The organism is Curvibacter delicatus NBRC 14919 (genome assembly GCF_001592265.1).
GTDB lineage: Bacteria > Pseudomonadota > Gammaproteobacteria > Burkholderiales > Burkholderiaceae_C > Hylemonella > Hylemonella delicata.
In genome coordinates, this window is the sequence record NZ_BCWP01000019.1 from 1 (window position 1) to 24,721 (window position 24,721).

A 24,721-nucleotide genomic window follows, 5' to 3' on the forward strand; every position below is an offset into this window, starting at 1 on the left:
AGGCGCAGAAGCAATGAAAGCCGTGATTCTGGCGGGTGGTTTGGGCACCCGGATTTCCGAAGAGACCCATCTGAAACCCAAACCGATGGTCGAGATCGGCGGCAAGCCGATCCTGTGGCACATCATGAAGATGTACAGCGCGCACGGCGTGAACGACTTCGTGATCTGCTGCGGCTACCGCGGCTACGTGATCAAGGAATACTTCGCCAACTACTTCCTGCACATGTCGGACATCACTTTCGACATGGGCAACAACCTGATGGAAGTGCACCGCAAGCATGCCGAGCCCTGGCGTGTGACGGTGGTGGACACCGGCGAGAACACCATGACCGGCGGCCGTCTGCGGCGCGTGGCCGAATACGTCGCCCAGGAGGAGGCTTTCTGCTTCACCTATGGCGACGGTGTGGCCGACGTGAACATCGCGGAGGCCATTCGTTTTCACAAGGCGCACGGCAAGCTGGCAACGGTCACGGCCGTGCAGCCGCCGGGCCGTTATGGTGCTCTGCAGATTGCGGGCACCCAGGTGAACGGCTTCACCGAGAAACCGCGCGGCGACGGCGGGCTGATCAATGGCGGCTTCTTCGTGCTGTCGCCGCGTTGCATCGAACGCATCAGCGGCGACCCCACCAGCTGGGAGGGCGAGCCCTTGACCAGTCTGGCCGCGGACGGGCAGCTGATGGCCTATGAACACCAGGGTTTCTGGCAGCCGATGGACACGCTGCGGGAAAAGAACATGCTGGAAGACCTCTGGCAATCGGGCCGTGCGCCCTGGAAGATGTGGTGATGCCGGTGGCCTCCACGTCTTTCCTGCCGGATCTGTCCTTCTGGCGCGGCAAGCGGGTGCTGCTGACCGGTCATACCGGCTTCAAGGGTGCCTGGCTGGCCCTGTGGTTGCAACGGCTGGGCGCGCAGGTGACCGGACTGGCCTTGCCGCCCGCCACCGAGCCCAGCCTGTTCCAGGCGGCCGGCATCGGGGAGCTGGTGGACAGCCAGACGGTAGATCTGCGCGATGCCGCCTTGCTGGCGGAGCGCGTGCGACAGGCAAGACCCGAGGTCGTGCTGCATCTGGCCGCCCAGGCCCTGGTGCGTCAGGGCTATCGCGCGCCGGTCGAGACCTTTGCCACCAACATCATGGGCACGGTGCATCTGCTTGAGGCATTGCGCCAGGTGGATGGCGTGCGCTCGGTGGTGGTGGTGACCACCGACAAGGTGTACCAGAACCGCGAATGGGTCTATCCCTACCGCGAGGGTGATGCACTGGGTGGCCACGACCCTTACAGCGCGAGCAAGGCTGCGGCCGAGCTGGTGACGGCCAGTTATGCCGCCTCCTTTCTGACAGAGCGGCAGGTGGCCGTGGCCACGGCCCGGGCCGGTAATGTCATCGGCGGTGGCGACTGGTCGGCCGACCGCTTGTTGCCCGATGCGGTGCGCGCCTGGCAGGCCGGCCAGCCCTTGGAGATCCGCCGCCCCGATGCCATTCGCCCCTGGCAGCATGTGTTGGAGCCGTTGGCCGCTTACCTGCGCCTGGCCGAGCACCTCTGGCACAAACCGCAGGATGCCGGTGCCTACAACTTCGGCCCCGCGACTGCCGAGGCTGCCACGGTACGTGCCGTGGTGGAGCAGGCGCGCCAGACCTGGGGCAGTGGCGAGGTGATCTGGGGCGATGGCAGCGAGGGGCCGCACGAAGCGGGCTGGCTGGCGCTGGAAGTCGCCAAGGCGCGTCAGGTCCTGGGCGTGCAGTCACGCTGGGGTTTGTCCACGTCCGTTGCCCGCACCATGGCTTGGTACCGCCAGTACCAGGCGGGAGGCGATGCGCGCACCCTGTGCCTGGCCGAGTTGGCCGACTACGAGGCGGCCAGCACATGAGCCGTTTTCTCATCACCGACACGCCGCTGGTCGGTCTCAAGCGGGTGCAGCGGCAAATGCTGCGGGACGAGCGGGGTTTCCTGAGCCGCCTGTTCTGTGCCGATGAGCTGCACGCCGCCGGCTGGTACGGCCCGGTGGCCCAGATCAACCACACCTGTACACGGCAGGCCGGCACGGTGCGCGGCCTGCATTACCAGAAGCCGCCGCATGCCGAGATCAAACTGGTCAGCTGTGTGCGTGGTGCCGTGTGGGATGTGGCGGTCGACCTGCGCCTGGGTTCACCGACCTTTTTGCGTTGGCACGCCGAGCTGTTGTCGGCTGACAATGGCCGTGCCCTGCTGATTCCGCAGGGGTTCGCCCACGGCTTCCAAGCGATGAGCGATGATGCCGAGCTGCTGTATTGCCATTCCAGCGCCTACGTGCCGCAGGCCGAGGCGGGACTGAACCCGCAGGATGCGCGACTGGGCATTGCCTGGCCGCAGCCGGTGCAGGGGTTGTCGCCACGCGATGCCGATCACCCCATGATTGCCGCAGACTTTGAAGGAGTCCGACTGTGAAGTGCCGCCATTGCGGGTCGGAATTGCACCGACCATTCCTCGACCTGGGCAGTGCGCCGCCATCCAACGCCTACCTGACGCCGGCGGCACTGAACGCGCCCGAAGTCTGGTACCCGTTGCGTCTGCTGGTGTGCGACAAGTGCTGGCTGGTGCAGACGGAAGACCATGCCGGCCGGGAAGCGCTGTTCAGCGCCGACTACGCCTATTTCAGCTCCTTCTCCAGCTCCTGGCTGCGTCATGCGCAGGCCTATGTGCAGGCCATGCAGCAGCGCTTCGGCCTGGGGCCGCAAAGTTGCGTGGTCGAGGTGGCCGCCAACGATGGCTACCTCCTGCAGTATGTGCAACAAGCGGGCGTTCCTTGTTATGGCATCGAGCCCACCACCAGCACGGCGCAGGCGGCGCGTGCCAAGGGTATCGAGATCGTTGAGCGCTTTTTTGGCGTCGAGCTGGCGCGCGAGCTGGCGGCGCAGGGCCGGCAGGCCGACCTGATGGCGGCCAACAACGTGCTGGCCCACGTGCCGGACATCAACGACTTCGTGGCCGGTTTTGCCGTCCTGCTCAAGCCGGCCGGCGTGGCCACGTTCGAGTTCCCACACCTGCTGCGCATGGTGCGCGAGTGCCAGTTCGACACCGCCTACCACGAGCACTACTCCTACCTGTCGCTCGGCAGCGTGCAGCGCATCTTTGCCGCCAACGGGCTGCAGGTGATCGATGTGGAGCAGCTGCCGACCCACGGCGGCAGCCTGCGCGTCTACGCCCAGCGCCAGGGTGGCCCGCATGCGCCGTCGCCGGCCGTCGCCGAGCTGCTGGCCACCGAGCAGGCGGCGGGCATGAATGCGCCGGCGTTTTATGCCAATTTCCAGTCGGAAGCCTTGCGAATCAAGCGCGAGCTGCTATCATTTTTATTGCAAGCGCAGCGTGACGGCCTCAAGGTGGCTGCCTATGGCGCAGCCGCCAAAGGCAACACGCTGCTGAATTTCGCCGGGGTGCGCCCCGATCTTCTGCCCTATGTGGTGGACCTGAACCCGGCCAAGCAGTCGCACTGCATGCCGGGCAGCCGCATCCCGATCGTCAACGAAGCGCATCTGAAGGCCGACCGGCCTGATCGCGTGCTGATCCTGCCGTGGAACCTGCGCGAAGAGATCACCACCCAGCTGGCCTACATCCGCGAGTGGGGCGGCCAGTTCGTCACCGCCGTGCCCCGGCTGCAAGTGTCATGAAACCGCGCATCCTCTACACCAAGCCCTCCATCACCGAACGCGAGGTGGTCTACGCCACCGACGCGGCGCAAAACGGCTGGGGCGAGCGCTGCTACGAGTACATCAACCGCTTCGAGCAGCAGTTCGCCACCCATTTGGGCGTGGCGCATGCGATTGCCACCTCCAGCTGCACCGGGGCGCTGCACATGGGCATGGCCGCGCTGGGCATCGGCCCCGGTGACGAGGTCATCATGGCCGACACCAACTGGATCGCCTCGGCTGCCCCCATCGTGCACCTGGGTGCAAAACCGGTTTTTGTCGACATCCGCCCCGACAGCTGGTGCATCGATCCTGCCGCTGCCGAAGCCGCCATCACGCCGCGCACCAAGGCCATCCTGGCGGTTCACATCTACGGCAATCTGTGCGACATGGATGCCTTGCTGGATCTGGGCCGGCGCCATGGCATCCCCGTGATCGAGGACGCGGCCGAGGCCATCGGTTCACAGCACCGGGGGCGGCGTGCCGGCAGCATGGGTGTGTTCGGCAGTTTCTCCTTCCACGGCACCAAGACGCTGACCACCGGCGAGGGTGGCATGTTCGTGACGCAGGACCCGGCGTTGTACGAGCGTGTGCTGACGCTGTCCAACCACGGGCGGGCCCGCGGCCAGACCAAGCAGTTCTGGCCTGACGTGGTCGGCTACAAATACAAGATGTCGAATCTGCAGGCCGCGATCGGCTGCGCACAGGTCGAGCGCATCGATGCGCTGATTGCGCGCAAGCGCGAGATTTTCCAGGCCTATCGGCAAGAGCTGCGGGGGCTGCCCGGCGTGCACCTCAATCCGGAACCGCCCGGCACGGTCAATGGCGCCTGGATGCCGACGGTGGTGTTCGATGCCGAAACCGGCGTGACGCGCGAGGCCTTGCAGCAGGCGTTCGCGGCGGAGAACGTCGATGCGCGGGTGTTTTTCCACCCCCTGTCGAGCCTGCCGATGTTCGACGACTGCCCGCAGAACAGGCTGGCCTGGTCCATTCCCGGGCGCGCCATCAACCTGCCGAGTTACCACGACATGACGGCGCCGGAGATCGAGCGCGTGGCAGCCGTCGTGCGGCAACTCGCGACCCGCGCCAGTTAAGAGGCGTGGTGCCAGCCCGCAGGCGGGCTGGCCGACGCTCAGCGCACGCGCTTCAGATAACCGTCGGGTGCGACAGTGATCAGGATCTTGGCCTCGATCGCCTTGTCGATCTCGAACTGATCGTTCGACTTCAGGAACTCACGTACTGCGGTTTTCGGGTTGTTGCCCTTGCCCCAGGGCCGGTCCTGAATCAGGTCGTCTGGCATGTCTTCCACCAGGGTGTCAAACACCACCAGGTAGTTGTCCTTCGTCACAAAGGGTGCGTAGTGCTTGAGCTCCTGCTGCACATGCTCGTGCGTGTGGTTGGAGTCGAGGATGACCAGCACACTCTTCTTGCCCTTGGCGTGTTGGGCCACCTGGGCCACGGTCTCCGCGGCAATCGAGGAGCCCTGGATCATCTGGATGCGCTTGTGCATCGGGTGGGCTTCGATCTCGGCCCGGTTGTGCGCGCGGATGTCGATGTCGATACCCAGTACATAGCCGTCGAGCTGCATCATTTCCATCAGCGAGGCGTAGTAGATCAGCGAGCCGCCATGGGCAATGCCGGTTTCGATGATCAGGTCCGGCTTGGTGGCCCAGATGATCTCCTGCATGGCCAGCATGTCCTGCGGGAACTGGATGATGGGGCGCCCCATCCAGGAGAAGTTGTAGGCGTATTTGTGGCGCGCGATCTCGCGCACCCAGATGCGCGACAGCGCCTGTACGTCATGGTCGTCCATCAGGCCGCGGATGTTGGCGCGAACCTCTTCCTTGAATTTGTCGATTTCATTCATTTTTCAAAAAGTCCTTCCAGTAACTGGTTCCTGAACAGATGCACTCAATTCCTGCCGGGCCTGTGTTGGCAATCAAGTCCAGCAACGACACATAGGGGGTGAATTCGCCATGCAGTTGCGGGTAGGGCCGTTTCTCGTAGTCCATGTACTCGACCCGGATGCCGGCATCTTCGAACAGCTGGTGGTCCAGGTAGTTGCGCGCGCCGTGACCGGTGATGTAGCGGGTGCCGCCCACCGCCAGAACGATGTCCCGCACCCGCTGGCTGCTGGCGCCGGCGATGCCCAATTGTTCCACTTCGACGAAGCGGCGGCCTGCATCGAGCCCGTAATAGCGGCAGCATGCTTCCATGGAATGCCGGCTCAAGTGGCCGATGGAGGCCTGCGACTGTGCATAGACCGAATCCACCAGCGCCAGCATGTCCTTGCGGTAGGGGGCGGCTGCATACGCCTGCTTGAGCTGGTCCATGTGCTGACGCCGCCAGTCGGTCCGGGTGTCGAGGCGGACCTCGTCAATCGACTGCCCGAGCGAAACCTGCTGCAGCGGCACGGTGAGCCACTTGATGCCTTGTGCCGTCTTGATCTGCACCCGGTTGGTGAAGCTGCCCTTGGAAAACTGCACGTCGCCGTAGTGGACGTAGACATCCGCCAGCCGGATCTGCTCGAACATCCCCACCCAGGGGAAGAACATCGGCTGGGAGATGACGACTTTCATGCTGTCAGCAGTTTTTCCATGATGACGACGTCGGCGTAGCCGCTGGCAGTGCGGAAGTGCTGCAACCAGCGCCCCACTTCGCGGTAGCCGTGGCGCAGGTAGAGGCGGATGGCGCCTTCGTTGCTGGCCAGCACTTCCAGCAGGATCTTGCGCAGACCGAACGTCTCGTGCACATAGTCGGCCAGCAGGTTCAGCGTCTCACCACCGCAGCCGCGGCCCTGGGCCTGCGGGCCGACGCAGATGCCGAGTCGGCCGGTGCCGTGGAACAGGTCCATGTCGAGCAATTGCACATAGCCCAGTGCCTGGTTGCTGGCCCGGTCGGCGATGACGAAGAACACCGCGTCGGCCGTCTGACTGCGGGTGGTGAGCCAGGTTCGCACCTGCTCCAGTGAGCTGCCCTTGGGCTGGGCCATCAGCTGACGCTGTAGCGGCACGTCGTTGCGCAGCGCCTGCAGGGCCGGCAGATCCTCGCTTGCCCAGGCCCGTAGAACCACGTGTTTGCCAGTCAACATCTCAAGGCCTTACAGATAGAAGCAGTTCAGGGAACGGCCGGCGAAGGCGGGAATATCGCCGACGATCTGGTGCGCGTGGGCCGGGTTCAGACCGACCAGCAGTGTGGTGATGTCCGTCGGCAGGTCGGCCGGCGCGATCACCGGTACGCCATGCAACTGGCGCCCTTGCAGGAAGGCGTTCTGGTCGATGATGCAGCGGATCCGCTGCGGCTGGCGCAGCCAGGAGACGATGAAGGCCCCATAGAAGCCGGCGCCATAGAGGGCCACGGGCACATCGGCGGCCAGGGTCTGCTCGAAGGCCTGCACGCGTGCGCCGGCCTGCTGCCAGAAATCGGCGATCTGGCGCGCTGTCTGCGCGATGGCATGCACCTCGGTTTGTGCCGGGGGCTGGGCGGCGGCCGGCTGGGCCAGCTTGCGGGCGATGAAGACCAGCGCGCCGCGGTGTGCGCTGTCGCTGATCTCCTGCACCTCAAAGCCATTGGCACGCAGCAGGTAGGCGAGTGAAGGCGGCGTGAAGTGGTTTACATGGTCGACCACGATCAGGTCCGCCGTGTTGGACAGCACATTGGGAACGATGCCGTAGAAGGTGCCACCGGTCTTGAGCAGGGCGGCAATCTTGCCCAGTGCGTCCTGCGGCTGGGCCATATGTTCCAGTGAGAAGAACGAGGTCACGACGTCGAAGCGGCCCTGCCAGTCGGCGGGCAGTTCGAAGGTCGCCCCCCGCTCAGCGGGAATGAACTTGTCCCAGAAGGGGCGATAGCGGTCGCTGACATCGAACAGGTGCACTTCCAGCCCCGGAATCTGCCGGCTGAGCGTGCGCATCGTGGCACTCTTGGCGCAGCCATAGTCGAGGATTTTCATGCCCGATGCCAGCGTGACCTTGTCGCGCAGGACCCGCACCTGGTGTTCCGTGCGGTAAACCATCTGGCCAGCCACGACTTCGTAGATCTGGTCTTCTTCCTCGCTGTCGACCAGGATGTCGTAGCTGTCGTCGTAGTAGGCGTCGATGTTGTCCATGGCGATGCTCTGCACATGGGCGCAGCTCTGGCAGACATAGACCTGCGTCCGCCCTTCATGTGCCGTGCACAGCGAGGTCAGGGATTTGGCACTGCCCGAGTCGTAAAGCTTGTCGGCGAGCGGGGTGCCGCACAGATTGCAATTCAAGATCATCGTCTCCTAGTCGGCACAGAGTTCCGGATGGATGGTGCGGAAATCGACCCCGGCGGCATACGAGCCGCGCCAGCCGTGGGATTGGCCGGTGGGTTCAAGGAAGTTGAAGTAGCGCAGCTGCATGGTCCAGCGCGAGCGCTGGCTGCGGTTGTGGCCGGATGCATGCAGCACGAGAAAATCGATGACCACCAGGTCGCCGGGCGATGTCAGGGGGCTGACATGGGGATATTTGCGCAACAGCTCATCTTCACCCTTGAGTGTCAGGGAGTAGGCGCCGGTTTTTTGCGGGTTGTTCGGGTCGCGGGTATGGACCGGCATCGCCCCTTCGGCCTGCGAGCCGGGGCAGAACTCCACGGGGCCCATGTCCTCGGTCACCGGCACCAGCGGACTCCAGTAGACCAGACCATCGAGGCTGCGCAGCTGCGCCGGGTATTCCTGGTGCCAGTTGGCCCGGAAACGGTCTTCGTTCGGGTTGTCGATGCGAATGCCATAACCGCCGGCCGCAACGGCCGGGAACGAGCCGGGCCGCAGCTCAGCAAACAACTGGTCGTGCTGCGGGTGCGCTACCAGCCGCACAAAGGCCGGAATCTGCTTGACGGCATCGTAGATCTCAGCGCCATAGGCGCGGTTCAGGGCGATCAGCTGCTGGTAACCGGCATCAAACGTGGCCGGGGAGAAGGCCGGACGGCTGATGGGCAGGCGGTATTTGGCGATCAACAGCCCGATCAGGTCATAGATGGCCTGCTGGATCGGGGCAATATCGCGCTCCAGATCGTAGAAATCGCGCAGGATCAGAACGCCATTGCGTTTGAATTCCGCGACCTGGGGTTCGCTGAGCAAGGGGCCTTGACGCATGATCACTCCGGTCAGGTTGAGCTGGGATGATAGTTGACGGCGGTGATGCGCGGCGACGCAGGCGTGCCGCGGCCAAACACCATCGGGGGCTGAATGTAAAAAGGACGCATTGATGATCCCTCACCAATGCGTCCTCCGGACGGGGGCGGGGCGCTTTAGCCCTTCAGCAGGGCCAGCACGCCTTGCGGCAGTTGGTTGGCCTGCGCCACCATGGCCATGCCAGCCTGCTGCAGGATCTGGGTGCGCGACAGGTTGGCGGTTTCCTTGGCAAAGTCGGCATCAACGATACGACCACGCGAAGCGGACAGGTTCTCGACCTGGATGTCGATGTTGGAGATGGCGCTTTCGAAGCGGCTCTGCATCGCGCCCAGCATGGCACGCGAGGTGTTGATCTGGTCAATCGCCGAGTCGACTTTCTTCAATGCCAGCCAGGCATTGCCCTGGGTGCTGACCGACAGGGTGTCAACGCCGGTGGCGCTGGTTGCGGCCAGCGTCGTGGCGGCCACACCCGTGGTGGCGGTGGTGAAACCAGCCAGGCTGGCCACGGCGGCCGTTCCCGAGGTGTTCATGGCCGAAGAATAGAGTTCAACGGAATAGCTGCCGTCGCTGGCCTTGGTCAGATAAGCGGTCACGCCGGTGTCCGGTGTCTTGCGGTTGATCGCTTCGACCACCTGACCCATGCGTTCGTCGCCGGTGGTGGCGGCATTGATGGCGCCCAGGTCGTACGAGATGCCACCGGTGATCGAGATGCTCAGGGTGCCGGTCGCAATGGCGGTCAGGGTGGTGATGGCCGAGGCGGCAATACCGGTGTTGGTGCTGGCATTGGAGGCGTAGTCGATCTTGGACAGGCCTTGTGCGGTGGCATTGGTCAGGGCACCGACGGACACCGTGTCGCCGGAATTGGCGCCGATCTGGAACACAGCGCCAGCGAAGGAGCCGTCCAGGATCTTCTGGTTGTTGAAGGTGGTCTGTTTGGAGACGCGGTCGATTTCGTCACGCAACTGGGAGACTTCAGCCTGCAGGGCGGTACGGTCGGCCGCACTGTTGGTCGAGTTGCCGGCCTGCACGGCCAGTTCGCGCATACGCTGCAGCATGTCGCCGAGCTTGCCCAAGGCGCCTTCAGCGGTCTGGGCCAGCGAGATGCCGTCGTTGGCATTGCGCGCCGCCACCGTCAGGCCTTTAACCTGGGTGTTCATGCGCTCGGCGATGGCCAAGCCGGCAGCGTCGTCTTTGGCGCTGTTGACGCGCATGCCGGAAGACAGGCGCTGCATGGAGATGGCCAGCGAACTGGCCGACGAGGACAGATTGCGCTGGGCGTTGAGCGACGCAATATTCGTATTAATCGTAGCAGCCATTTCGGAGCTCCTTTACGTAAGAAAGTGGCCAGTGCCGGTTTTTGAAGTCAGCACGACGCGCTGACGGTTTTGGCGGTTTGGGAATTGTGCGGACGGACGCCATGGGGCGTTGCCGGAATAAAAGGGTAAAAAACCCGGCATATCTGCCGATATGACTGGCTTCAAGGCGGTAGGGGTGGCCAGCCTATATGGGTCAAGCCAGACGATTCAGTCCTAAAGTTTCCTGAAAACCGCCCGAAAACACTTGCAACGGGCCTTCAAAAAGGTTCGTCAATTGACACCTTCCTTTCAGGAGTATTGAAATGCCTAGTATCAACACGAACATTCCTTCGTTGAACGCCCAGCGCAATTTGCAGGCGTCCGCCAGCTCGCTGGCCACCTCCATGCAGCGCCTGTCTTCCGGCATGCGCGTCAACAGCGCCAAAGACGACGCTGCCGGTCTGGCCATTGCTGAACGTATGAGCGTCCAGTCCAAGGGTCTGAACGTTGCCGCACGTAACGCCAATGACGGTATCTCGCTGGCCCAGACCGCTGAAGGCGCGCTGGGCAAGGTCGGCGACATGCTGCAGCGTATGCGTGAACTGGCCGTGCAGTCCGCCAACGGCACCAACAGCTCGGCTGACCGTACCGCCCTGCAGGCTGAAGTGAAGCAGCTGGCCGATGAAATCGACCGCGTCGGCAAGACCACCACCTTCAACAACCAGAAGATCCTGGACGGCTCCTTCGCTGGTGCCGTGTTCCAGGTGGGCGCCAACTCCGGCGACAACATCACCGTCGGTTCGCTGACCAACGCCAAGGCCAGCGGCCTGGCTGATATCGACTACGCTTCCAACACCGCCAACGCTGGTATCTCGGCTTCGTCGATCACGACCCTGACCGCCATTGCCACCGGTACGCTGAGCATCTCCGTGTCGGGTGGTTCCAGCTACCAGCTGGGTGCTATCGCTGCCGCTACCACGGGCGACGAGCGTCTGGGCCAAGTGGTGGAAGCCATCAACGCCAAGACGGCTGATACCGGCGTGACCGCTTACCTGACCAAGAACTCCAGCGGCACTTTCGACGTGGAACTCTATTCGTCCACGCTGGATACCTCGGGTGCCGCCGCTTCGGTGAGCCTGGTGGGCTTCACGGCCACCACCACCGGCGTTTCCGCCAGCACGCTGGCTGCAACGACCGCCACCGGCATCGACACGCTGTCGGTCAGCACCCAGGGCAATGCCTGGCTGTCGCTGAAGAAGCTTGACTCGGCGATTGACCAGGTGAATAGCGCTCGCGCTAAGCTGGGCGCTGTCCAGAGTCGTTTCGAGAGCGCTGTCGGCAACATCGGCATCATGGTGGAAAACACCAATGCGTCGCGTGGCCGCATCATGGACGCTGACTTCGCCACGGAAACCTCCAACCTGTCGCGTACCCAGATCCTGCAGCAGGCAGGTACGGCGATGGTGGCGCAGGCCAACCAGCTGCCGCAAGGTGTATTGGCCCTGTTGAGGTAAGCTTTTCTGGCGATTAAACCACCCAGATCTGGCTAGACTGGGATGGTTTTCAAGGCGGCGACGGTTTTGACTGTCGCCGCCCTTGGTCGTTAAGGGGCTGAGCCGGTTCAGCCAGCGGCCAGCATAGGCAAGCGCGTCTGGGCCAGGAGCCAGGAGGAAAGTATGTCCATCTCATCGATCGGTATCGGCAGTGGCATTGATGTTGAAAGCATCATCAGCAAGATGACGGCGCTGGAGCAGCAGCCGTTGAGCAAGCTGATCAGCAAGGCGAGTCAGATCCAGACGCAGGTGTCCGTGGTCGGCCAGATCAAGTCGCAGGTCGCCGCCTTGTCCGCATCGGCGAGCACCCTGGCCAAGGCGAGTTCCTGGACCGGCGTCACGGTCAAGTCCTCCAATGAGAGCGCAGTCACCGGCAGCGTGACGGGTGCTGCGTCAGCCACGGCGTTCAGCGTTGAAGTCCAGCAGATGGCGGCGGCGCAGTCGACCGCATCCAATGCGGTGACCGTGGATTCGGCGATCGGTACCGGCACCCTCAATATCGACATCGGGACCTGGAACTATGCCGGGACACCGGTTTTCACGGCAGGTTCGGCCTCTACCATCAGTGTGACGATTGGCGCAGGCGAGGACACACTTACAAAGATTGCAGCCAAAATCAATGCCGCTTCGGCAGGTGTCACGGCCACGGTTCTGCGGGACGCCTCGGGCGAGCGTTTGTTGATGCGCTCCAACAGCACGGGTGAGGCCACCGGTTTCCGCATCCAGGTGGCGGGGGACAGCGACGGCAACAATACAGACAGTTCCGGCTTGTCCCGCCTGGCTTTTGACCCGGCCAACGGTTCGTTTGGCATGGCGGCGAACGCCTATCAAAAAGGCCTGAACACCAAGGCCACCATCAACGGCATTGCCGTGCAATCGGCCAATAACACGCTGGCTGATGCCGTGCCCGGCCTGACGCTGAATTTTGCGGCGGTCACGACCTCGCCGGTGACCGTGACGTTGGCCAACGATACGGCCACGATCAAGAAAAACATCCAGGATTTCGTGGCCTCCTACAACAGCCTGAGCAAGACCCTGACCGAGGCGACCAAATACGATGAGGCCAGCAAGACGGCCGGAACGATGCAGGGCGACAGCGTGATCGTCGGCTTGCAGAATGCCATGCGCAGGCTGCTGGGCACCTCGAGCACGGGGTCGAGTTTTTCACGCCTGGCGGACATCGGGCTGGATATCCAGCGTGGTGGCCTGATGACGCTGTCCAACAGCAAGCTCGATGCGGCCATGAAGGACCCGGTCAACCTCGCGGCGCTGTTCACGGCCGACAACACGGGAACTGCCACCGACGGATTCGGCCTGAAGATCAAGGCCTTTGCGGATGGCCTTCTCGCGACGGGGGGGACGGTGACGACCAAATCCGATGCTTTGCAGACCGAGCTCAAGAACAACTCAAAAGACCAGGCCAAGGTCGGCGACCGGGTGACCTTGCTGGAGAAGCGGCTGCGGGCCCAGTACAGTGCGTTGGACACCAAGATGGCCGGTTTGACGGCGTTGAACAGCTATATCAGCCAGCAAGTGGCTCAGTGGAACAAGTGATTCCATTGAATAAATGCTGTTCATAAGCTCAGTTCCGGGTTAAGTTTCGCGCTCCGGGTGCCGATACATCTTACATAAGTCAACAAGATTGATGAGTGACACGATGTTTACACCAGTCAGCACCCGGGCAGCCTCTGCCTACAAACGAGTCAGCGTTGAAACCTCTGTGGACGGTGCAAGTCCGCATGAGTTGGTCAACCTTCTGTTTGATGCCTTGCTCCAGTCCATGTCCTTGGCGCGTGCCGCGCTGGAGCGTGGTGATCTGGCGTTGAAAGGCGCGCAGCTCAGTAAGGCAGTTCGCCTGATCGAGGAGGGCCTCAAGGCCGCGCTTGACGACGCTGGCGGCGAGGTGGCGGGAAATCTGCGGACGGTCTACAGCTATGCCGTGCGCTGCCTGACCGAGGCCAACCTCAAGAATGACGTCGACAAGATCGGGGAAGTAATTGGGTTGATTGAGCCGATTGCTGATGCTTGGAAACAAATTGGAAAATAAGACCATGCACGCATCTGCACCTACTGCTGCAAGGGGCGAGGCCATGCCGCAAATGCTGATTGACTATTACCGCGCCATCGAGGACAGCAGTCGCAAGATGCTGGACGCGGCCAAGGCTGAGGATTGGGACCAGGTGGTCCGGTTCGAGGGTGCCTGCGCCGTGCTGATCGAGCAGCTTCGAATCAAGGCGCGCAGCGAGGAGTTGCAGCCCGAGCAACGACGCGAGAAGACCCGCATCATGCAACGCATCCTGCTCAACGATGCCCAGATCCGTTATCTGGCCGAGCCATGGCTGACGCATTTCGAGGAGCGTTTTGCCGGCTCCCGCTTCCTTCACTGATTTGCTATTGAATTGATAGCTGCTGGCGCTTTGTGGGCAAGGGTTTGAATTCGATTTAGACCTGCATGTTCATGATGTCGGTGTAGGCCTGCACCATCCGGTTGCGCACATGCAGCGTGGCCTGGAAGCCGATCTGGGCTTTCTGGATCGCCACCATGGTTTCCTCCAGGCTGACCTTGGGGTTCTCCATCTGCACTTCGCGCTGCAGGCTGGATGCCTGGTTCTGGGCCTGGCTGACCGAGTTCAGTGCGGACTTGAGCGCGCCGGAAAAGCCGCCGTCCGCAGCGCCTGCCACCTGCGTGGAGGCGGTTTTTGAGGCGAGGCCGGGCCGCACCGTCACAGGCATGGTGGTGGGGGAAAGGCGAAGATCCATAATGCAGTCCCGAAGGAAAAAAGGGTTGCAGCGATCCTATCGCCCCGTCGCAGGCGCCATTATTTTGAAATAGCAGGGAAATCCGGGGCTTATCGTCCTAATGTTTTCGGGTCCAGCCCGAATAATCGGTGCCATTGACGATGCAAGGCTGCATCTCACCGCACCGGAAAACATGATGGATACCGTTCCTGCAATTCCCGTTAACCCAACCTTGACCCAGCGACTGGCGGCTTTGGACCAGGGGCAGAAGCTGCGCCTGGTCTTGGGCATTGCCTTGTTCGTCGCCATCGGGATCGCCGGGCTGTTCATGGGCCGTCAAGCTGAGTGGCGGGTGTTGTATGCCAACCTGGCGGACAAGGACGGCGGCGCCATCATTGCCCAGTTGTCGCAACTGAACATTCCCTACAAGCATGCCGACGGCGGCAACGCCATCCTGGTGCCGGCCGACAAGGTGCACGACACCCGTTTGCGCCTGGCTTCCCAGGGCTTGCCCAAGGGGTCGGTGGCGGGTTTCGAGTTGATGGAGGCCAACCGTTTCGGCATGACCCAGTTCCAGGAGCGCCTGACGTTTCAGCGTGGTTTGGAAGGGGAGTTGACGCGTTCGATCCAGGCCTTGTCGTCGGTTCAGAGCGCCCGCGTGCATCTGGCCCTGCCCAATCAGAACGGCTTTTTCCGCGAGCAGCAGAAACCATCGGCTTCGGTGCTGGTCAGCTTGAATGCCGGCCGTTCGCTGGATCGCAATCAACTGGCCGGCATCATCCACCTGGTGGCCTCCAGTGTGCCGGAGATGAAGCCGGAGGCGGTCAGCGTGCTGGATGAGACCGGCAAACTGCTTTCGACGCCGGCCGATGGGCTCAACGGCGTGGCTGGTGGCGCTGACGCGCAACAGCTGCAGTATGTGCAACAGATTGAGCAGATGTACCGCCAGCGGGTGCTGGATATTCTGGAACCCGTCGTGGGCCGGCAGAACGTCAAGGCGCAGGTCACGGCCGAGGTCGACTTTTCCCAGACCGAGCAGACTTCGGAGTCGCACCGCCCCAACCAGACGGCCGAATCCGGCGCCATCCGCAGCCAGCAGCTGGTGGAAAGCACCAACACCGGTGGCAGCGGTGCGCCTTCCGGCGTGCCGGGCGCCACGACCAATCAACCGCCCGGGCCTTCAACCGCCCCGGTGAACGGCCCGGCCCAGACGCTTGCCCCGTCGCCTGCAGGCGCCGCCACCGGCAGCGCGGCCGTCGGCAACAGCAAGCGCGAGTCGATCATCAACTACGAGGTGGACAAGACCATCAAGGTGGTGAAGGCCGGTTCCGGCGTTGTCAAACGCCTGAGTGCGGCGGTGGTGATCAACCATCAGACCCAGACCGATGACAAGGGCAAGACCACAACCCAGCCGCTGACGGAGCAGCAACTGGAGAAGATGACCGCATTGGTCCGTGAGACAATCGGCTTCAACCAGGACCGAGGTGACTCCGTGAACCTCATGAATGCGCCGTTTGCCAAGGAAAAGATCACTTTGCCCGAGGTGCCTTTCTGGAAGCAGCCTGAAACACAGGAGCTGGCACGCAATCTCGCGTGGCCGGTGGGCACCGTGTTGCTGGGGGCCTTGGTGCTGTTCGGCTTGATCCGGCCGGCGCTCAAGTCGGCGACCCGGCCCGCTGCGCCGCGCAAGCAGATTGATGCCGTGCTGGCGGAAGAACCCGAACGGCCGCAGTTGGCAGCGCCCAAGAGGGATGAGACGCCCGTCCCCACGGCCGGCGAAATGGCCCTGGAAGATGCACGCAAGCTGACACGGGAGAACCCGGCGGCTGTGGCCAGTATTGTCAAGAACTGGATTAGTGGCGAGGCTGCGGCCTAACCGCTGAACGCACGAGTAAAGCCATGTCACAAGACGAAGGACTGCAAAACGCTGCCATCCTGCTGATGTCCCTCGGCGAGGAGGAAGCTGCAGAGGTGTTCAAGCATCTGTCGCCCAAAGAGGTGCAGAAGCTGGGCGAGGCCATTGCCAAGACACGCAGCATCACGCGCGAAAAAGTCGATGAGGTGGTCGAGCGGTTCACCAGTGTGGCCGCTGCGCACAGCCTGCTGGTGTCCGATTCGGGTGACTATGTCCGTTCCGTGCTGCGTCGTGCGTTGGGTGATGACAAGGCCGCATTGTTGCTGGACCGCATTCTTCAAGGCGGGGACGTCTCGGGCATTGAAAGCCTGAAGTGGATGGACCCGCTGTCGGTGGCCGAGCTGCTGCGCAACGAGCACCCGCAGATTGTGGCCGCCATCATGGTGCACCTGGACTTTGACCAGGCGGCCGATGTGCTCAAGCACCTGACCGAGCGGCAGCGCAATGAGGTCATGCTGCGCATCGCCACCATGGAAGGTATCCAGCCGACGGCGCTGAAGGACCTGAACGAGGTGTTGTTCAAGGTGCTGGCCGGTGGCGACAAGATCCGCAAGGCTTCGCTGGGTGGCGTCAAGACGGCGGCGGAGATGATCAACCTGATGGGGACGGTCATCGAGGGCACCGTGATCGAGTCCATCCGCAGCCACGATCCCGAGCTGGCCCAGAAGATCATGGACAAGATGTTTGTGTTCGACGACGTCATCAAGCTCGACGACAAGGCGATCCAGATGGTGCTCAAGGAAGTGTCGTCCGATGCCCTCATCGTCGCGCTCAAGGGTGCCCAGCCTGAACTCAAGGAAAAATTCCTCTCCAACATGTCGTCGCGGGCGGCAGAAACGTTGCGTGAAGACCTGGAGTCGCGTGGTCCGATGCGCTTGTCCGAGGTCGAGGCACAGCAGAAGGAAGTTCTCAAGATCGTGCGTCGCCTGGCCGACGAGGGTCAGATTGTCATCGCCGGTGGCGCCGATGACGCCATGGTGTAAACCGTATGTCCAGCAACTACTCACGTTTCATTCCAGGCGAAGAAATTGATGCTGTGGCCCAATGGCGCTTCGGCGCGGTGGATGCGGCTGCCTTGTTGCTTGAAGAGCAGGCGCGGACCCGGTTGCAGGATGAGCAGGCGGAAGCGTTCCGGCAGGAAGGTTATGCCAAGGGGTTTGCCGAGGGGCTGGCCCAGGGCCATGGCCAGGCGATGCTGGAAGCGCAGGAGCAGGTCAATGCGTTCCTGAACAACCAGGGGCAGGACACGGCCCGGCAGCTGGCCGCCTTGGTGGCTTCCGCGCATGCCCAGCTGGATGCGGCTGAACAGGTGGCCGCGCGCGGCATGCTGGAGCTGGCCTGCGAGCTGGCTCGCCAGGTGCTGCGCCATGAAATCTCCACCAACCCGAATGCCCTGTTGCCCGTGATCCGCGAGGCACTGACGCCGCTGATTGCCGACAGCAAGAGCACCGTGCTGAAGCTTCACCCGCTGGACATGGACATGCTGGAGGACGTGCTGCGTGCTGAATATCCCAGCCTGCCGTTGACCTTGCTGGCCGATGCCACCATCACGCGCGGCGGTTGCCAGATCCAGTCCACCGGCACGCAAATCGATGGCACGCTGGAAAAGCGCTGGAGCCGTGCCGTGGGCCAGCTGGGCCTGAACCTGCCATGGGAGGCTGCCGCAGATGAGCAATGATCCCTCCGCCAAGTGGCAGCAGTTTCTGGATGGGGCACGGCAGCGTGTCCAGTCCGGTGGCAGTACGCTGGAAACCGGCGGCACCCTGACGCGCCTGACCGGTCTGGTGCTGGAGGCCTCGGGTATTCGTGTGCCGGTCGGTTCCCAGTGCCTGGTGAACACCGGGATGCAAGAGCCGGTCTTGGCCGAGGTGGTGGGGTTTGCCAATGAGAAGGCCTTTCTCATGCCGGCCGGCGATGTGCAGGGCCTCTCCAGCGGGGCCAGTGTGGTGCCGCTGGCCCCTTATATGCCGGTGCCGCGGCTGGGTGAAGAGGTGGTTCCAAAGGAAGTCCGCTCCGTTCCAGGGCTCTTGCGCCTGCCGCTGGGTGAGGGTTTGTTGGGGCGCGTCGTGGATGCGCATGGCGAGCCGCTGGACCGCATGGGGCCGTTGCTCAACGTTGCGGCCCGTCCACTGGACCGCATGCCGCTCAATGCCATGGACCGTGCGCCGGTTCGTGAGCCTCTGGATACGGGCGTTCGCGCCATCAACGGACTGCTGACGGTGGGCCGAGGTCAACGGATCGGCCTGTTTGCCGGTTCCGGCGTCGGCAAGAGCGTCTTGATGGGCATGATGGCGCGCTACACCCAGGCGGACGTCATCGTGGTCGGCCTGATCGGCGAACGCGGACGCGAGGTCAAGGAATTCATTGAGGACATTCTGGGTGCTGACGGGCGCGAACGTTCGGTGGTGGTGGCGGCGCCGGCAGATGCGCCGCCCTTGCTGCGCTTGCAGGGCGCCAACTACGCCACCGCCGTGGCGGAAGATTTTCGGGACCGGGGCAAGCATGTGCTGCTGCTGATGGATTCGCTGACCCGTTATGCCATGGCGCAACGGGAGATCGCGCTGGCCATTGGCGAGCCGCCAGCGACCAAAGGGTATCCGCCATCGTGTTTTGCCAAGCTGCCGCAGCTGGTGGAGCGAAGTGGCAATGGACTCAATGGGGTGGGCTCCATCACGGCGTTCTACACCGTGCTGACCGAGGGCGACGACCAGCAGGATCCGATCGCCGATGCGGCCCGGGCCATCCTCGACGGCCACATCGTGTTGTCGCGCGCGCTGGCCGAAGCAGGTCACTATCCGGCCATCGACATTGGCCAGTCAGCTTCCCGCGTGATGCACAACGTGGTGTCCCGCGAGCATTTTGACGTGGCGCGGCGTTTCCGCGCCATCAGCTCCCGTTATGAGAAGGGGCGTGATCTGGTGCAGATTGGCGCTTATGTGCAGGGGTCTGATCCGGCGCTGGACGAGGCCATCCGGCTGCACCAGCCCATGGCCGAGTACCTCCAGCAGGAGATGCATGTGGCTGCCCCGTTCGAAGACAGCGTGCAACAGATGGCCGCCACGATCGAGCTGGAGGAGGTTTTCCCATGAGCGCGGTGAAGTGCGGAGGTGACGCATGTCGGCCTTGAGAAGCCTGGTGCTGGCGATTGAGCTGGCGACCGAAAAACGTGACGAAGCGGGGCGCCATCTGATGCAGGCCCAGCGCGCCTATCTGCAGGGGCAGAACCAGCTGGAGCAGTTGGCCAACTATGCGACCGATTCCGAGGCCCGGTGGGTGAGTTCGGCGCAGGTGTCCATGAGTACGGGCATTCTGCAGCACCACTACCAGTTCATGGACCGTCTGCACCATGCCATCGGCCTGCAAGACGGTGTGCTTGCCAATCTGCAACAGCAGGTGGAGGTCGAGAGGAAGCGCGTCCAGGAAGCCGAGATGCGGTTGGCGGTGCTGCAAAAGCTGCTGGCAAAGAAACAGATGGAGCGGGCCATGTTGATGGCGCGCCGGGAGCAGAGACAGACGGACGAATTTGCGGCCATGCAACATGCAAGAGCCATGGCGCAGTTACATAGTGGAGAAATGTCATGAGTGTTGAAAGTTGTACACCTGCCGCGCCCAAGACTGCCGCCCAAGGGGCGCGTGGAGCGCATGGGGCGCACGGCGCCAAAGGCAAGCCGAGTGTCGCTGGCGATGCCGGTGCGCCGGGCGCTGGTGACTTTTCCGCGCTGCTCATGCAATTGGGTGCCGGTGATGAGGATGTGGCCGCGGATGATCTGGTGTCTGCCACGGAAGGCGCTGCGCCGGATGTGGTGGCGGGGCAGGATCTGCTTGCCAAGGAGGGCGCGGCTGTCGACCCTAACCTCCTGTTGGCGCAATCACTGCAATTCCAGAAGAATCAGCCGCCGGTAGATGCGCGTCCGACGGTGCGAGCACCCGAGGGCGAAGCGGGCATGACGGCGGCTGTTTCGGGTGATGCCTTGTCGCAGCAGACGCGGCCAGAGACGCAGGGCGGGGTACCCGCGCCGGCTCCGAAAAGCCAGGATCTCATGCGGCCGGAATTGGGTGAGGCGATCAAGGATGTCGCCGCCAAAGCTTCGGCGGTGAACCGCAGCGCATCGCGCGCAGCCGTCAAGGATGTGACGCCGGTACAGTCTGGCGCAGCCGCCAATACCAGCGTCAGCGCCAGCGGCCAGCTTGCTGCCGAGGCACGCTTGCAGAAGTTGGCCCAGGGAGAACCCCGGGTGGAGTCCAGTTCGGCGGCGGCCCAGCCGGTGGCGGCTGTGGGTACCAGCGAGGTGGGGGTTCGGCGCGCCGAACGCATGGGCGAAAGGGCCGAAAGCGGGCAGAGTGGCAAGGGCGACGGTTCCTGGGGCCATCAGGCCTTGTCGGCGACGTCTGCCCCTGAGCAGTCTTTCACCATGGCTGAACCGACTGCCGTCATGTCCCCTGAGGTGATGGTGGCCGAGCAGGTGAACTACTGGATCGGGCAAGATATCCAGAACGCCGAACTCAAGTTCGATGGCATGGGAGACAGCCCGGTTGAGGTGAGCATTTCATTGCAAGGCAACGAGGCGCGGGTTGAGTTCCGGACCGACCACCTCGAGGCGCGTCAGGTGCTTGAAGGGGCGGTGTCGCACCTGAAGGACCTGCTGGGCAACGAGGGGCTGGTGCTGTCAGGTGTCTCCGTCGGGTCTTCGGGTGCCGATGGCGCGACTTCCCAGGAAAGAAGGCCCCGCCAAGGTGACCGGCAGGCAACCGTCGCCGTGTCGTCAACGCAACCGATGGAGGCAGCCGCACGTCCGGCCCGCTTGTCGGGACGGGCTGTCGACCTGTTCGTCTAGGCTGGGGCAATGCTGCCAGCCGCTTCGAATGTGATGGTTTTTTGCCGTTAATCAGGGTATCGTCCACATGATGCTGGCCCATAATCTGAGCGTTAAAGTGGCGGTTCAGTCCCTCTGCAGGGGGCTACCGATGCCTCCCCCAGGTCTTGCCTTTGAAGGAACTCACTGTGTCTGCGAAACCCGAAGCTGATGAAGCTGTCAAACCACCCAAAAGCAAGAAAATGCTGCTGATCATCTTGGCGGCCGTTCTGCTTCTGGTCCTGGGCGGCGGAGGCGGCTGGTTCTATCTGAGCAAGAAGAATGCGGATCTCGAAGATGAGGAAGAAGAGGTCGCACATGTGGCCCCCAAAGGCCCGCCGACCTATTTGCCGATGGACCACATGGTGGTCAATCTGGCCGATCCGGGTGGCGAAAAGGTAGCCCAGGTGGGCGTGACACTGGAGCTTTCCGACATCAAGGCACCCGAGCGTGTCAAACCGTACCTGCCTGCGATTCGCAGCAGTGTCCTGATGCTGGTTTCTCAGCGTACAGCCGAAGAGCTGTTGCAGCGAGAGGGTAAGGAGAAGCTGGCGGCCGATATCCTGGCCGAAGCGTCTCGCCATTTCGAGGACGAGAGTCCTGCGGGTGGCAAGGGCAAGAAGAACGGGGGCAAGGCCAAGAAGGGCAAGCCGGAAGAAGGCGGAAATCCGGTGCGTGGCGTATTGTTCTCAAGCTTCATTGTGCAGTGACGACGAAACTGGACACGTGTCATGAGTGAATCCTTTCTGTCCCAGGAAGAAGTTGATGCCCTCTTGGAGGGGGTCACAGGCGAGAGTCAGAAGACAGTTGAAGAGACGCCTGAGGCTGGTTCAATTCGGTCCTACAACATCTCCAGCCAGGAGCGGATTGTTCGCGGACGCATGCCGACGATGGAAATCGTCAATGAACGGTTTGCGCGCAATCTGCGGATCGGTTTGTTCAACTTCATCCGCCGCAGCCCGGAGATTTCCGTCGGGCCGGTTCAGGTCCAGCGCTACAGTGCTTTCTTGCGCGAACTGGCGGTGCCGACCAATTTCAATATTGTGGCCATCAGGCCGCTGCGTGGCAGTGGCCTGATTGTTTGCGAGCCGGCCCTGGTGTTCGGTGTGATCGATACGCTGTATGGCGGCATCGGCAAGTTCCAGACACGGATCGAAGGGCGGGATTTCTCGGCAACCGAGCAGCGGGTGATCAACCGGATGGTGGATGTGATCACCCAGGAATACAAGAAGGCCTGGAAGGGGATCTATCCTCTGGAGCTGGATTACCAGCGCAGTGAGATGCAGCCCCAGTTTGCCAATATCGCCACACCCAGTGAGATTGTGATCTCGACCTCGTTCCAGCTGGAAATTGGTGAGATCACAGGTTCCATTCATTTCTGCATGCCTTATGCGACGATGGAGCCGATCCGTGATGTGCTGTACTCGTCGACACAGGGCGACTCGATTGAGGTCGATCGCCGCTGGGTCAATGTTCTGACGCGGGAAATCCAGGCTGCCGAGGTGACCCTGGTGGCGGAGTTGGCTCGTACCGACGCGACCATTGAGCAACTGCTGGCGATGAAACCCGGTGACTTCATCGAGTTGGAGCGGCAGCCAAAAATTCAGGCCAGCGTCGATGGGGTGCCGGTCTTCGAGTGTCAATATGGAACGCACAATTCGAAATATGCCATCCGGATTGACAAGAGCCTGAGGGGCAATGATATGAACTGGTTAGGGGAACGACATGGCGGTTGATGACAAGCCGGAAGATGACGGCATGGCCGACTGGGCCGAAGCGCTGCAGGAACAAAAGACGGCTGATAGTCAGCCAGGCGATGTCGAACCGGGTGGTGTGCTGTCCGGAGGGGAGGCACCCCGTCCCTTTTCCGCCGGGGGCACGGCCGCCGATGGATCCACCAGTGACATCAACATGGTGTTGGATATTCCTGTCCAGCTGTCAGTCGAACTGGGGCGGACCAAGGTGCCGATCAAGCACATTCTCCAGTTGGGCCAAGGCTCGGTCGTGGAGCTGGATGCGCTGGCAGGTGAGCCGATGGACGTGCTGGTCAATGGCTATCTGATCGCCCAGGGCGAAGTGGTGGTGGTCAACGACAAGTTCGGTATCCGGCTGACCGACGTTGTGACGCCGTCGGAGCGTTTGAAGCGCCTCAGCAAGGGGTAAACTGCGCGCATGACGCAGACCATTGTTTCTGTTGCCGTTTTTCTGGTGCTTCTGGCCTTGCTGCCGCTGGGAATCCGGTGGGTACAGCGCCGTGCGCCGGGGGGAGCTTCGATCGCTGGCGCTGCGAAGATCGTCTCGGCCATTGCCGTGGGGCCGCACCAGCGGGTTGTGACCGTCGAGGTCGGCCCCGAGGAGGCTCGCACCTGGTTGGTTCTGGGGGTGACGGCACAGAACATCACCTGCCTTCATGTCGCGGCGCCGGCCCCTGCGGCGGGTCAAGTGAGCCCGGTCGTGGCGAACGCTGTGCCGGCACAATGATGCAAGGGCTGACGGTGCGTCAACATCACGAATACCTGCGGATGCCCTCCATCCGTCGTATGGTCATGGTGGTCGTGGCGTTCATGCTGCCTTCCTTGGTTTGGGCGCAAGGCAATGGGCAGTTGCCATTGCTGGTTGGAAGCGGTGAATCCGGTACGAGTTATTCCGTGCCGATTCAGACGCTGCTCTTTTTCACGGCGCTGTCCTTCCTGCCTGCGATTCTGCTGATGATGACGGGTTTTACCCGCATCGTGATCGTGTTGTCCTTGTTGCGTCAGGCGCTGGGCACACAGTCTGCGCCGCCCAATCAGGTCATTGTGGGCCTGTCCTTGTTTCTGACGTTTTTCGTGATGGGGCCGACCCTGGACCGCGTTTACCAGGACGCTTATGTGCCCTACACCCAGAATGCGATCACGTTCGATGAGGCGCTGGAAAAAGGCGAGGCACCGATTCGTCAATTCATGGTCAAGCAGACGCGCCAGTCCGACTTTGCACTGTTTGCCAAGCTGGCGAAACTGGGGCCGGATGCCAAGGCTCAGACCGCACCGTTGCGTGTGCTGGTGCCGGCGTTTGTGACCAGCGAACTCAAGTCGGCATTCCAGATCGGCTTCATGATTTTCATCCCCTTCCTGGTGATTGATATCGTTGTGGCCAGTGTGTTGATGTCGTTGGGGATGATGATGCTGTCACCCGTGCTGGTGGCCTTGCCGTTCAAGTTGATGTTGTTCGTTCTGGCCGATGGCTGGAACCTGCTGATTGGCTCGTTGGCGGCCAGCTTCGTCACCTGAGGAGCCGGGCATGAATGCGCAAATGGTTCTGACCATCGGACAGGAGGCCCTGCTGATGCTCCTGATGGTATCGGCTCCCGTGCTGGGGGTTGTGCTGGTGGTTGGCTTGCTGGTCAGTCTTTTCCAGGCGATCACCCAGATCCATGAAGCCACCCTCGCGTTTGTGCCCAAGTTGATAGCCGCCATGGCAGTGTTCGCCTGGGCTGGCCCATGGATGCTGAACATGCTGGTGGAATACATCCGTCGCATGATCGAATCCATCCCCGGTATCGTGGCCTGAG

The 24,721-nt window shown here is 62.4% G+C and carries 28 protein-coding genes; 21 read left to right on the forward strand and 7 right to left on the reverse strand.

Annotated features, from left to right (window positions below):
- Positions 1-13 precede the first annotated feature (13 nt).
- Genes rfbF through CDE01S_RS10405 form a run of 5 tightly spaced genes read left to right on the forward strand, consistent with a single transcriptional unit; the run spans position 14 to position 4,755 of the window.
- Positions 14-784: a glucose-1-phosphate cytidylyltransferase gene (gene rfbF / locus CDE01S_RS10385; protein WP_066706748.1), complete on the forward strand. Its 771-nt coding sequence runs from the start codon at positions 14-16 to the stop codon at positions 782-784.
- Positions 785-789: 5 nt separating this feature from the next.
- Positions 790-1,866 (forward strand): CDP-glucose 4,6-dehydratase, encoded by a 1,077-nt coding sequence (gene rfbG, locus CDE01S_RS10390; RefSeq protein ID WP_245636153.1) that lies wholly within the window; start codon positions 790-792, stop codon positions 1,864-1,866.
- Complete coding sequence (locus CDE01S_RS10395; RefSeq protein ID WP_066706756.1) at positions 1,863-2,423, forward strand: dTDP-4-dehydrorhamnose 3,5-epimerase family protein; 561 nt, start codon at positions 1,863-1,865, stop codon at positions 2,421-2,423. The genes rfbG and CDE01S_RS10395 overlap by 4 nt, the downstream gene beginning before the upstream one ends.
- On the forward strand, positions 2,420-3,643 hold the full coding sequence (locus CDE01S_RS10400; protein WP_084382833.1) for a class I SAM-dependent methyltransferase: 1,224 nt from the start codon (positions 2,420-2,422) through the stop codon (positions 3,641-3,643). Before CDE01S_RS10395 ends, CDE01S_RS10400 begins: the two co-directional genes overlap by 4 nt.
- A complete protein-coding gene (locus CDE01S_RS10405) occupies positions 3,640-4,755 on the forward strand; it encodes a DegT/DnrJ/EryC1/StrS family aminotransferase (protein ID WP_066706760.1) in 1,116 nt (371 codons plus the stop codon). Before CDE01S_RS10400 ends, CDE01S_RS10405 begins: the two co-directional genes overlap by 4 nt.
- 38 nt (positions 4,756-4,793) lie before the next feature.
- Here the strand turns inward: CDE01S_RS10405 and CDE01S_RS10410 are convergent, their stop codons facing one another.
- The 6 genes from CDE01S_RS10410 to CDE01S_RS10435 form a co-directional block, all read right to left on the reverse strand.
- Positions 4,794-5,528 (reverse strand): cephalosporin hydroxylase family protein, encoded by a 735-nt coding sequence (locus CDE01S_RS10410; protein ID WP_066706763.1) that lies wholly within the window; start codon positions 5,526-5,528, stop codon positions 4,794-4,796.
- Positions 5,521-6,240: a WbqC family protein gene (locus tag CDE01S_RS10415; protein ID WP_066706766.1), complete on the reverse strand. Its 720-nt coding sequence runs from the start codon at positions 6,238-6,240 to the stop codon at positions 5,521-5,523. The genes CDE01S_RS10410 and CDE01S_RS10415 overlap by 8 nt, the downstream gene beginning before the upstream one ends.
- Positions 6,237-6,752 (reverse strand): GNAT family N-acetyltransferase, encoded by a 516-nt coding sequence (locus CDE01S_RS10420; RefSeq protein ID WP_066706768.1) that lies wholly within the window; start codon positions 6,750-6,752, stop codon positions 6,237-6,239. Before CDE01S_RS10420 ends, CDE01S_RS10415 begins: the two co-directional genes overlap by 4 nt.
- A gap of 9 nt (positions 6,753-6,761) precedes the next feature.
- The gene (locus tag CDE01S_RS10425) at positions 6,762-7,916 is read right to left on the reverse strand and encodes a class I SAM-dependent methyltransferase (RefSeq protein WP_169802250.1); all 1,155 of its coding nucleotides are present in this window, start codon (positions 7,914-7,916) and stop codon (positions 6,762-6,764) included.
- Positions 7,917-7,928: 12 nt separating this feature from the next.
- Positions 7,929-8,777: a phytanoyl-CoA dioxygenase family protein gene (locus CDE01S_RS10430; RefSeq protein WP_066706774.1), complete on the reverse strand. Its 849-nt coding sequence runs from the start codon at positions 8,775-8,777 to the stop codon at positions 7,929-7,931.
- A 155-nt stretch (positions 8,778-8,932) separates the two neighbouring features.
- The gene (locus tag CDE01S_RS10435; RefSeq protein ID WP_066706777.1) at positions 8,933-10,132 is read right to left on the reverse strand and encodes a flagellin N-terminal helical domain-containing protein; all 1,200 of its coding nucleotides are present in this window, start codon (positions 10,130-10,132) and stop codon (positions 8,933-8,935) included.
- 302 nt (positions 10,133-10,434) lie between these two features.
- On the opposite strand from CDE01S_RS10435, the gene CDE01S_RS10440 reads away from it, so the two are divergent.
- The 4 genes from CDE01S_RS10440 to CDE01S_RS10455 all read left to right on the forward strand — a co-directional run bounded on the left by CDE01S_RS10440 (position 10,435) and on the right by CDE01S_RS10455 (position 14,051).
- Complete coding sequence (locus CDE01S_RS10440) at positions 10,435-11,625, forward strand: flagellin N-terminal helical domain-containing protein (protein ID WP_066706780.1); 1,191 nt, start codon at positions 10,435-10,437, stop codon at positions 11,623-11,625.
- A gap of 162 nt (positions 11,626-11,787) precedes the next feature.
- Positions 11,788-13,218: a flagellar filament capping protein FliD gene (gene fliD, locus CDE01S_RS10445; RefSeq protein ID WP_066706783.1), complete on the forward strand. Its 1,431-nt coding sequence runs from the start codon at positions 11,788-11,790 to the stop codon at positions 13,216-13,218.
- 103 nt (positions 13,219-13,321) lie between these two features.
- A complete protein-coding gene (gene fliS, locus CDE01S_RS10450) occupies positions 13,322-13,711 on the forward strand; it encodes a flagellar export chaperone FliS (protein WP_066706786.1) in 390 nt (129 codons plus the stop codon).
- 43 nt (positions 13,712-13,754) lie between these two features.
- The gene (locus CDE01S_RS10455) at positions 13,755-14,051 is read left to right on the forward strand and encodes a flagellar protein FliT (protein ID WP_066706789.1); all 297 of its coding nucleotides are present in this window, start codon (positions 13,755-13,757) and stop codon (positions 14,049-14,051) included.
- A 55-nt stretch (positions 14,052-14,106) separates the two neighbouring features.
- Here CDE01S_RS10455 and fliE read toward each other — a convergent pair whose 3' ends face one another.
- Positions 14,107-14,424 carry a flagellar hook-basal body complex protein FliE gene (gene fliE / locus CDE01S_RS10460; protein ID WP_066706792.1) on the reverse strand — a complete coding sequence of 106 codons (318 nt, stop codon included), beginning with the start codon at positions 14,422-14,424 and terminating at the stop codon, positions 14,107-14,109.
- A 175-nt stretch (positions 14,425-14,599) separates the two neighbouring features.
- Between fliE and fliF the strand changes: the two genes are divergently transcribed.
- The 12 genes from fliF to fliQ all read left to right on the forward strand — a co-directional run bounded on the left by fliF (position 14,600) and on the right by fliQ (position 24,720).
- Positions 14,600-16,279: a flagellar basal-body MS-ring/collar protein FliF gene (gene fliF / locus CDE01S_RS10465; RefSeq protein ID WP_066706930.1), complete on the forward strand. Its 1,680-nt coding sequence runs from the start codon at positions 14,600-14,602 to the stop codon at positions 16,277-16,279.
- A gap of 23 nt (positions 16,280-16,302) precedes the next feature.
- Complete coding sequence (gene fliG, locus CDE01S_RS10470; protein ID WP_066706795.1) at positions 16,303-17,301, forward strand: flagellar motor switch protein FliG; 999 nt, start codon at positions 16,303-16,305, stop codon at positions 17,299-17,301.
- A gap of 5 nt (positions 17,302-17,306) precedes the next feature.
- A complete protein-coding gene (locus CDE01S_RS10475) occupies positions 17,307-17,996 on the forward strand; it encodes a FliH/SctL family protein (protein ID WP_066706798.1) in 690 nt (229 codons plus the stop codon).
- Entirely contained in the window at positions 17,986-19,407 is a 1,422-nt protein-coding gene (gene fliI, locus CDE01S_RS10480) for a flagellar protein export ATPase FliI (RefSeq protein WP_066706801.1), read from the forward strand. The genes CDE01S_RS10475 and fliI overlap by 11 nt, the downstream gene beginning before the upstream one ends.
- 25 nt (positions 19,408-19,432) lie before the next feature.
- Entirely contained in the window at positions 19,433-19,900 is a 468-nt protein-coding gene (fliJ, locus tag CDE01S_RS10485) for a flagellar export protein FliJ (RefSeq protein WP_066706808.1), read from the forward strand.
- Positions 19,897-21,153 (forward strand): flagellar hook-length control protein FliK, encoded by a 1,257-nt coding sequence (locus CDE01S_RS19030; RefSeq protein WP_066706811.1) that lies wholly within the window; start codon positions 19,897-19,899, stop codon positions 21,151-21,153. The genes fliJ and CDE01S_RS19030 overlap by 4 nt, the downstream gene beginning before the upstream one ends.
- A gap of 167 nt (positions 21,154-21,320) precedes the next feature.
- A complete protein-coding gene (locus CDE01S_RS10495; RefSeq protein ID WP_245636154.1) occupies positions 21,321-21,881 on the forward strand; it encodes a flagellar basal body-associated FliL family protein in 561 nt (186 codons plus the stop codon).
- Between the two features lie 21 nt (positions 21,882-21,902).
- Entirely contained in the window at positions 21,903-22,907 is a 1,005-nt protein-coding gene (gene fliM, locus CDE01S_RS10500) for a flagellar motor switch protein FliM (protein WP_066706817.1), read from the forward strand.
- On the forward strand, positions 22,897-23,334 hold the full coding sequence (gene fliN, locus CDE01S_RS10505) for a flagellar motor switch protein FliN (RefSeq protein WP_066706819.1): 438 nt from the start codon (positions 22,897-22,899) through the stop codon (positions 23,332-23,334). Before fliM ends, fliN begins: the two co-directional genes overlap by 11 nt.
- 9 nt (positions 23,335-23,343) lie before the next feature.
- Complete coding sequence (locus tag CDE01S_RS10510; protein ID WP_066706822.1) at positions 23,344-23,652, forward strand: FliO/MopB family protein; 309 nt, start codon at positions 23,344-23,346, stop codon at positions 23,650-23,652.
- Positions 23,653-23,735: 83 nt separating this feature from the next.
- The gene (gene fliP, locus CDE01S_RS10515) at positions 23,736-24,440 is read left to right on the forward strand and encodes a flagellar type III secretion system pore protein FliP (protein WP_174525460.1); all 705 of its coding nucleotides are present in this window, start codon (positions 23,736-23,738) and stop codon (positions 24,438-24,440) included.
- Positions 24,441-24,450: 10 nt separating this feature from the next.
- Entirely contained in the window at positions 24,451-24,720 is a 270-nt protein-coding gene (fliQ, locus tag CDE01S_RS10520) for a flagellar biosynthesis protein FliQ (protein WP_066706825.1), read from the forward strand.
- Position 24,721: the final 1 nt, after the last annotated feature.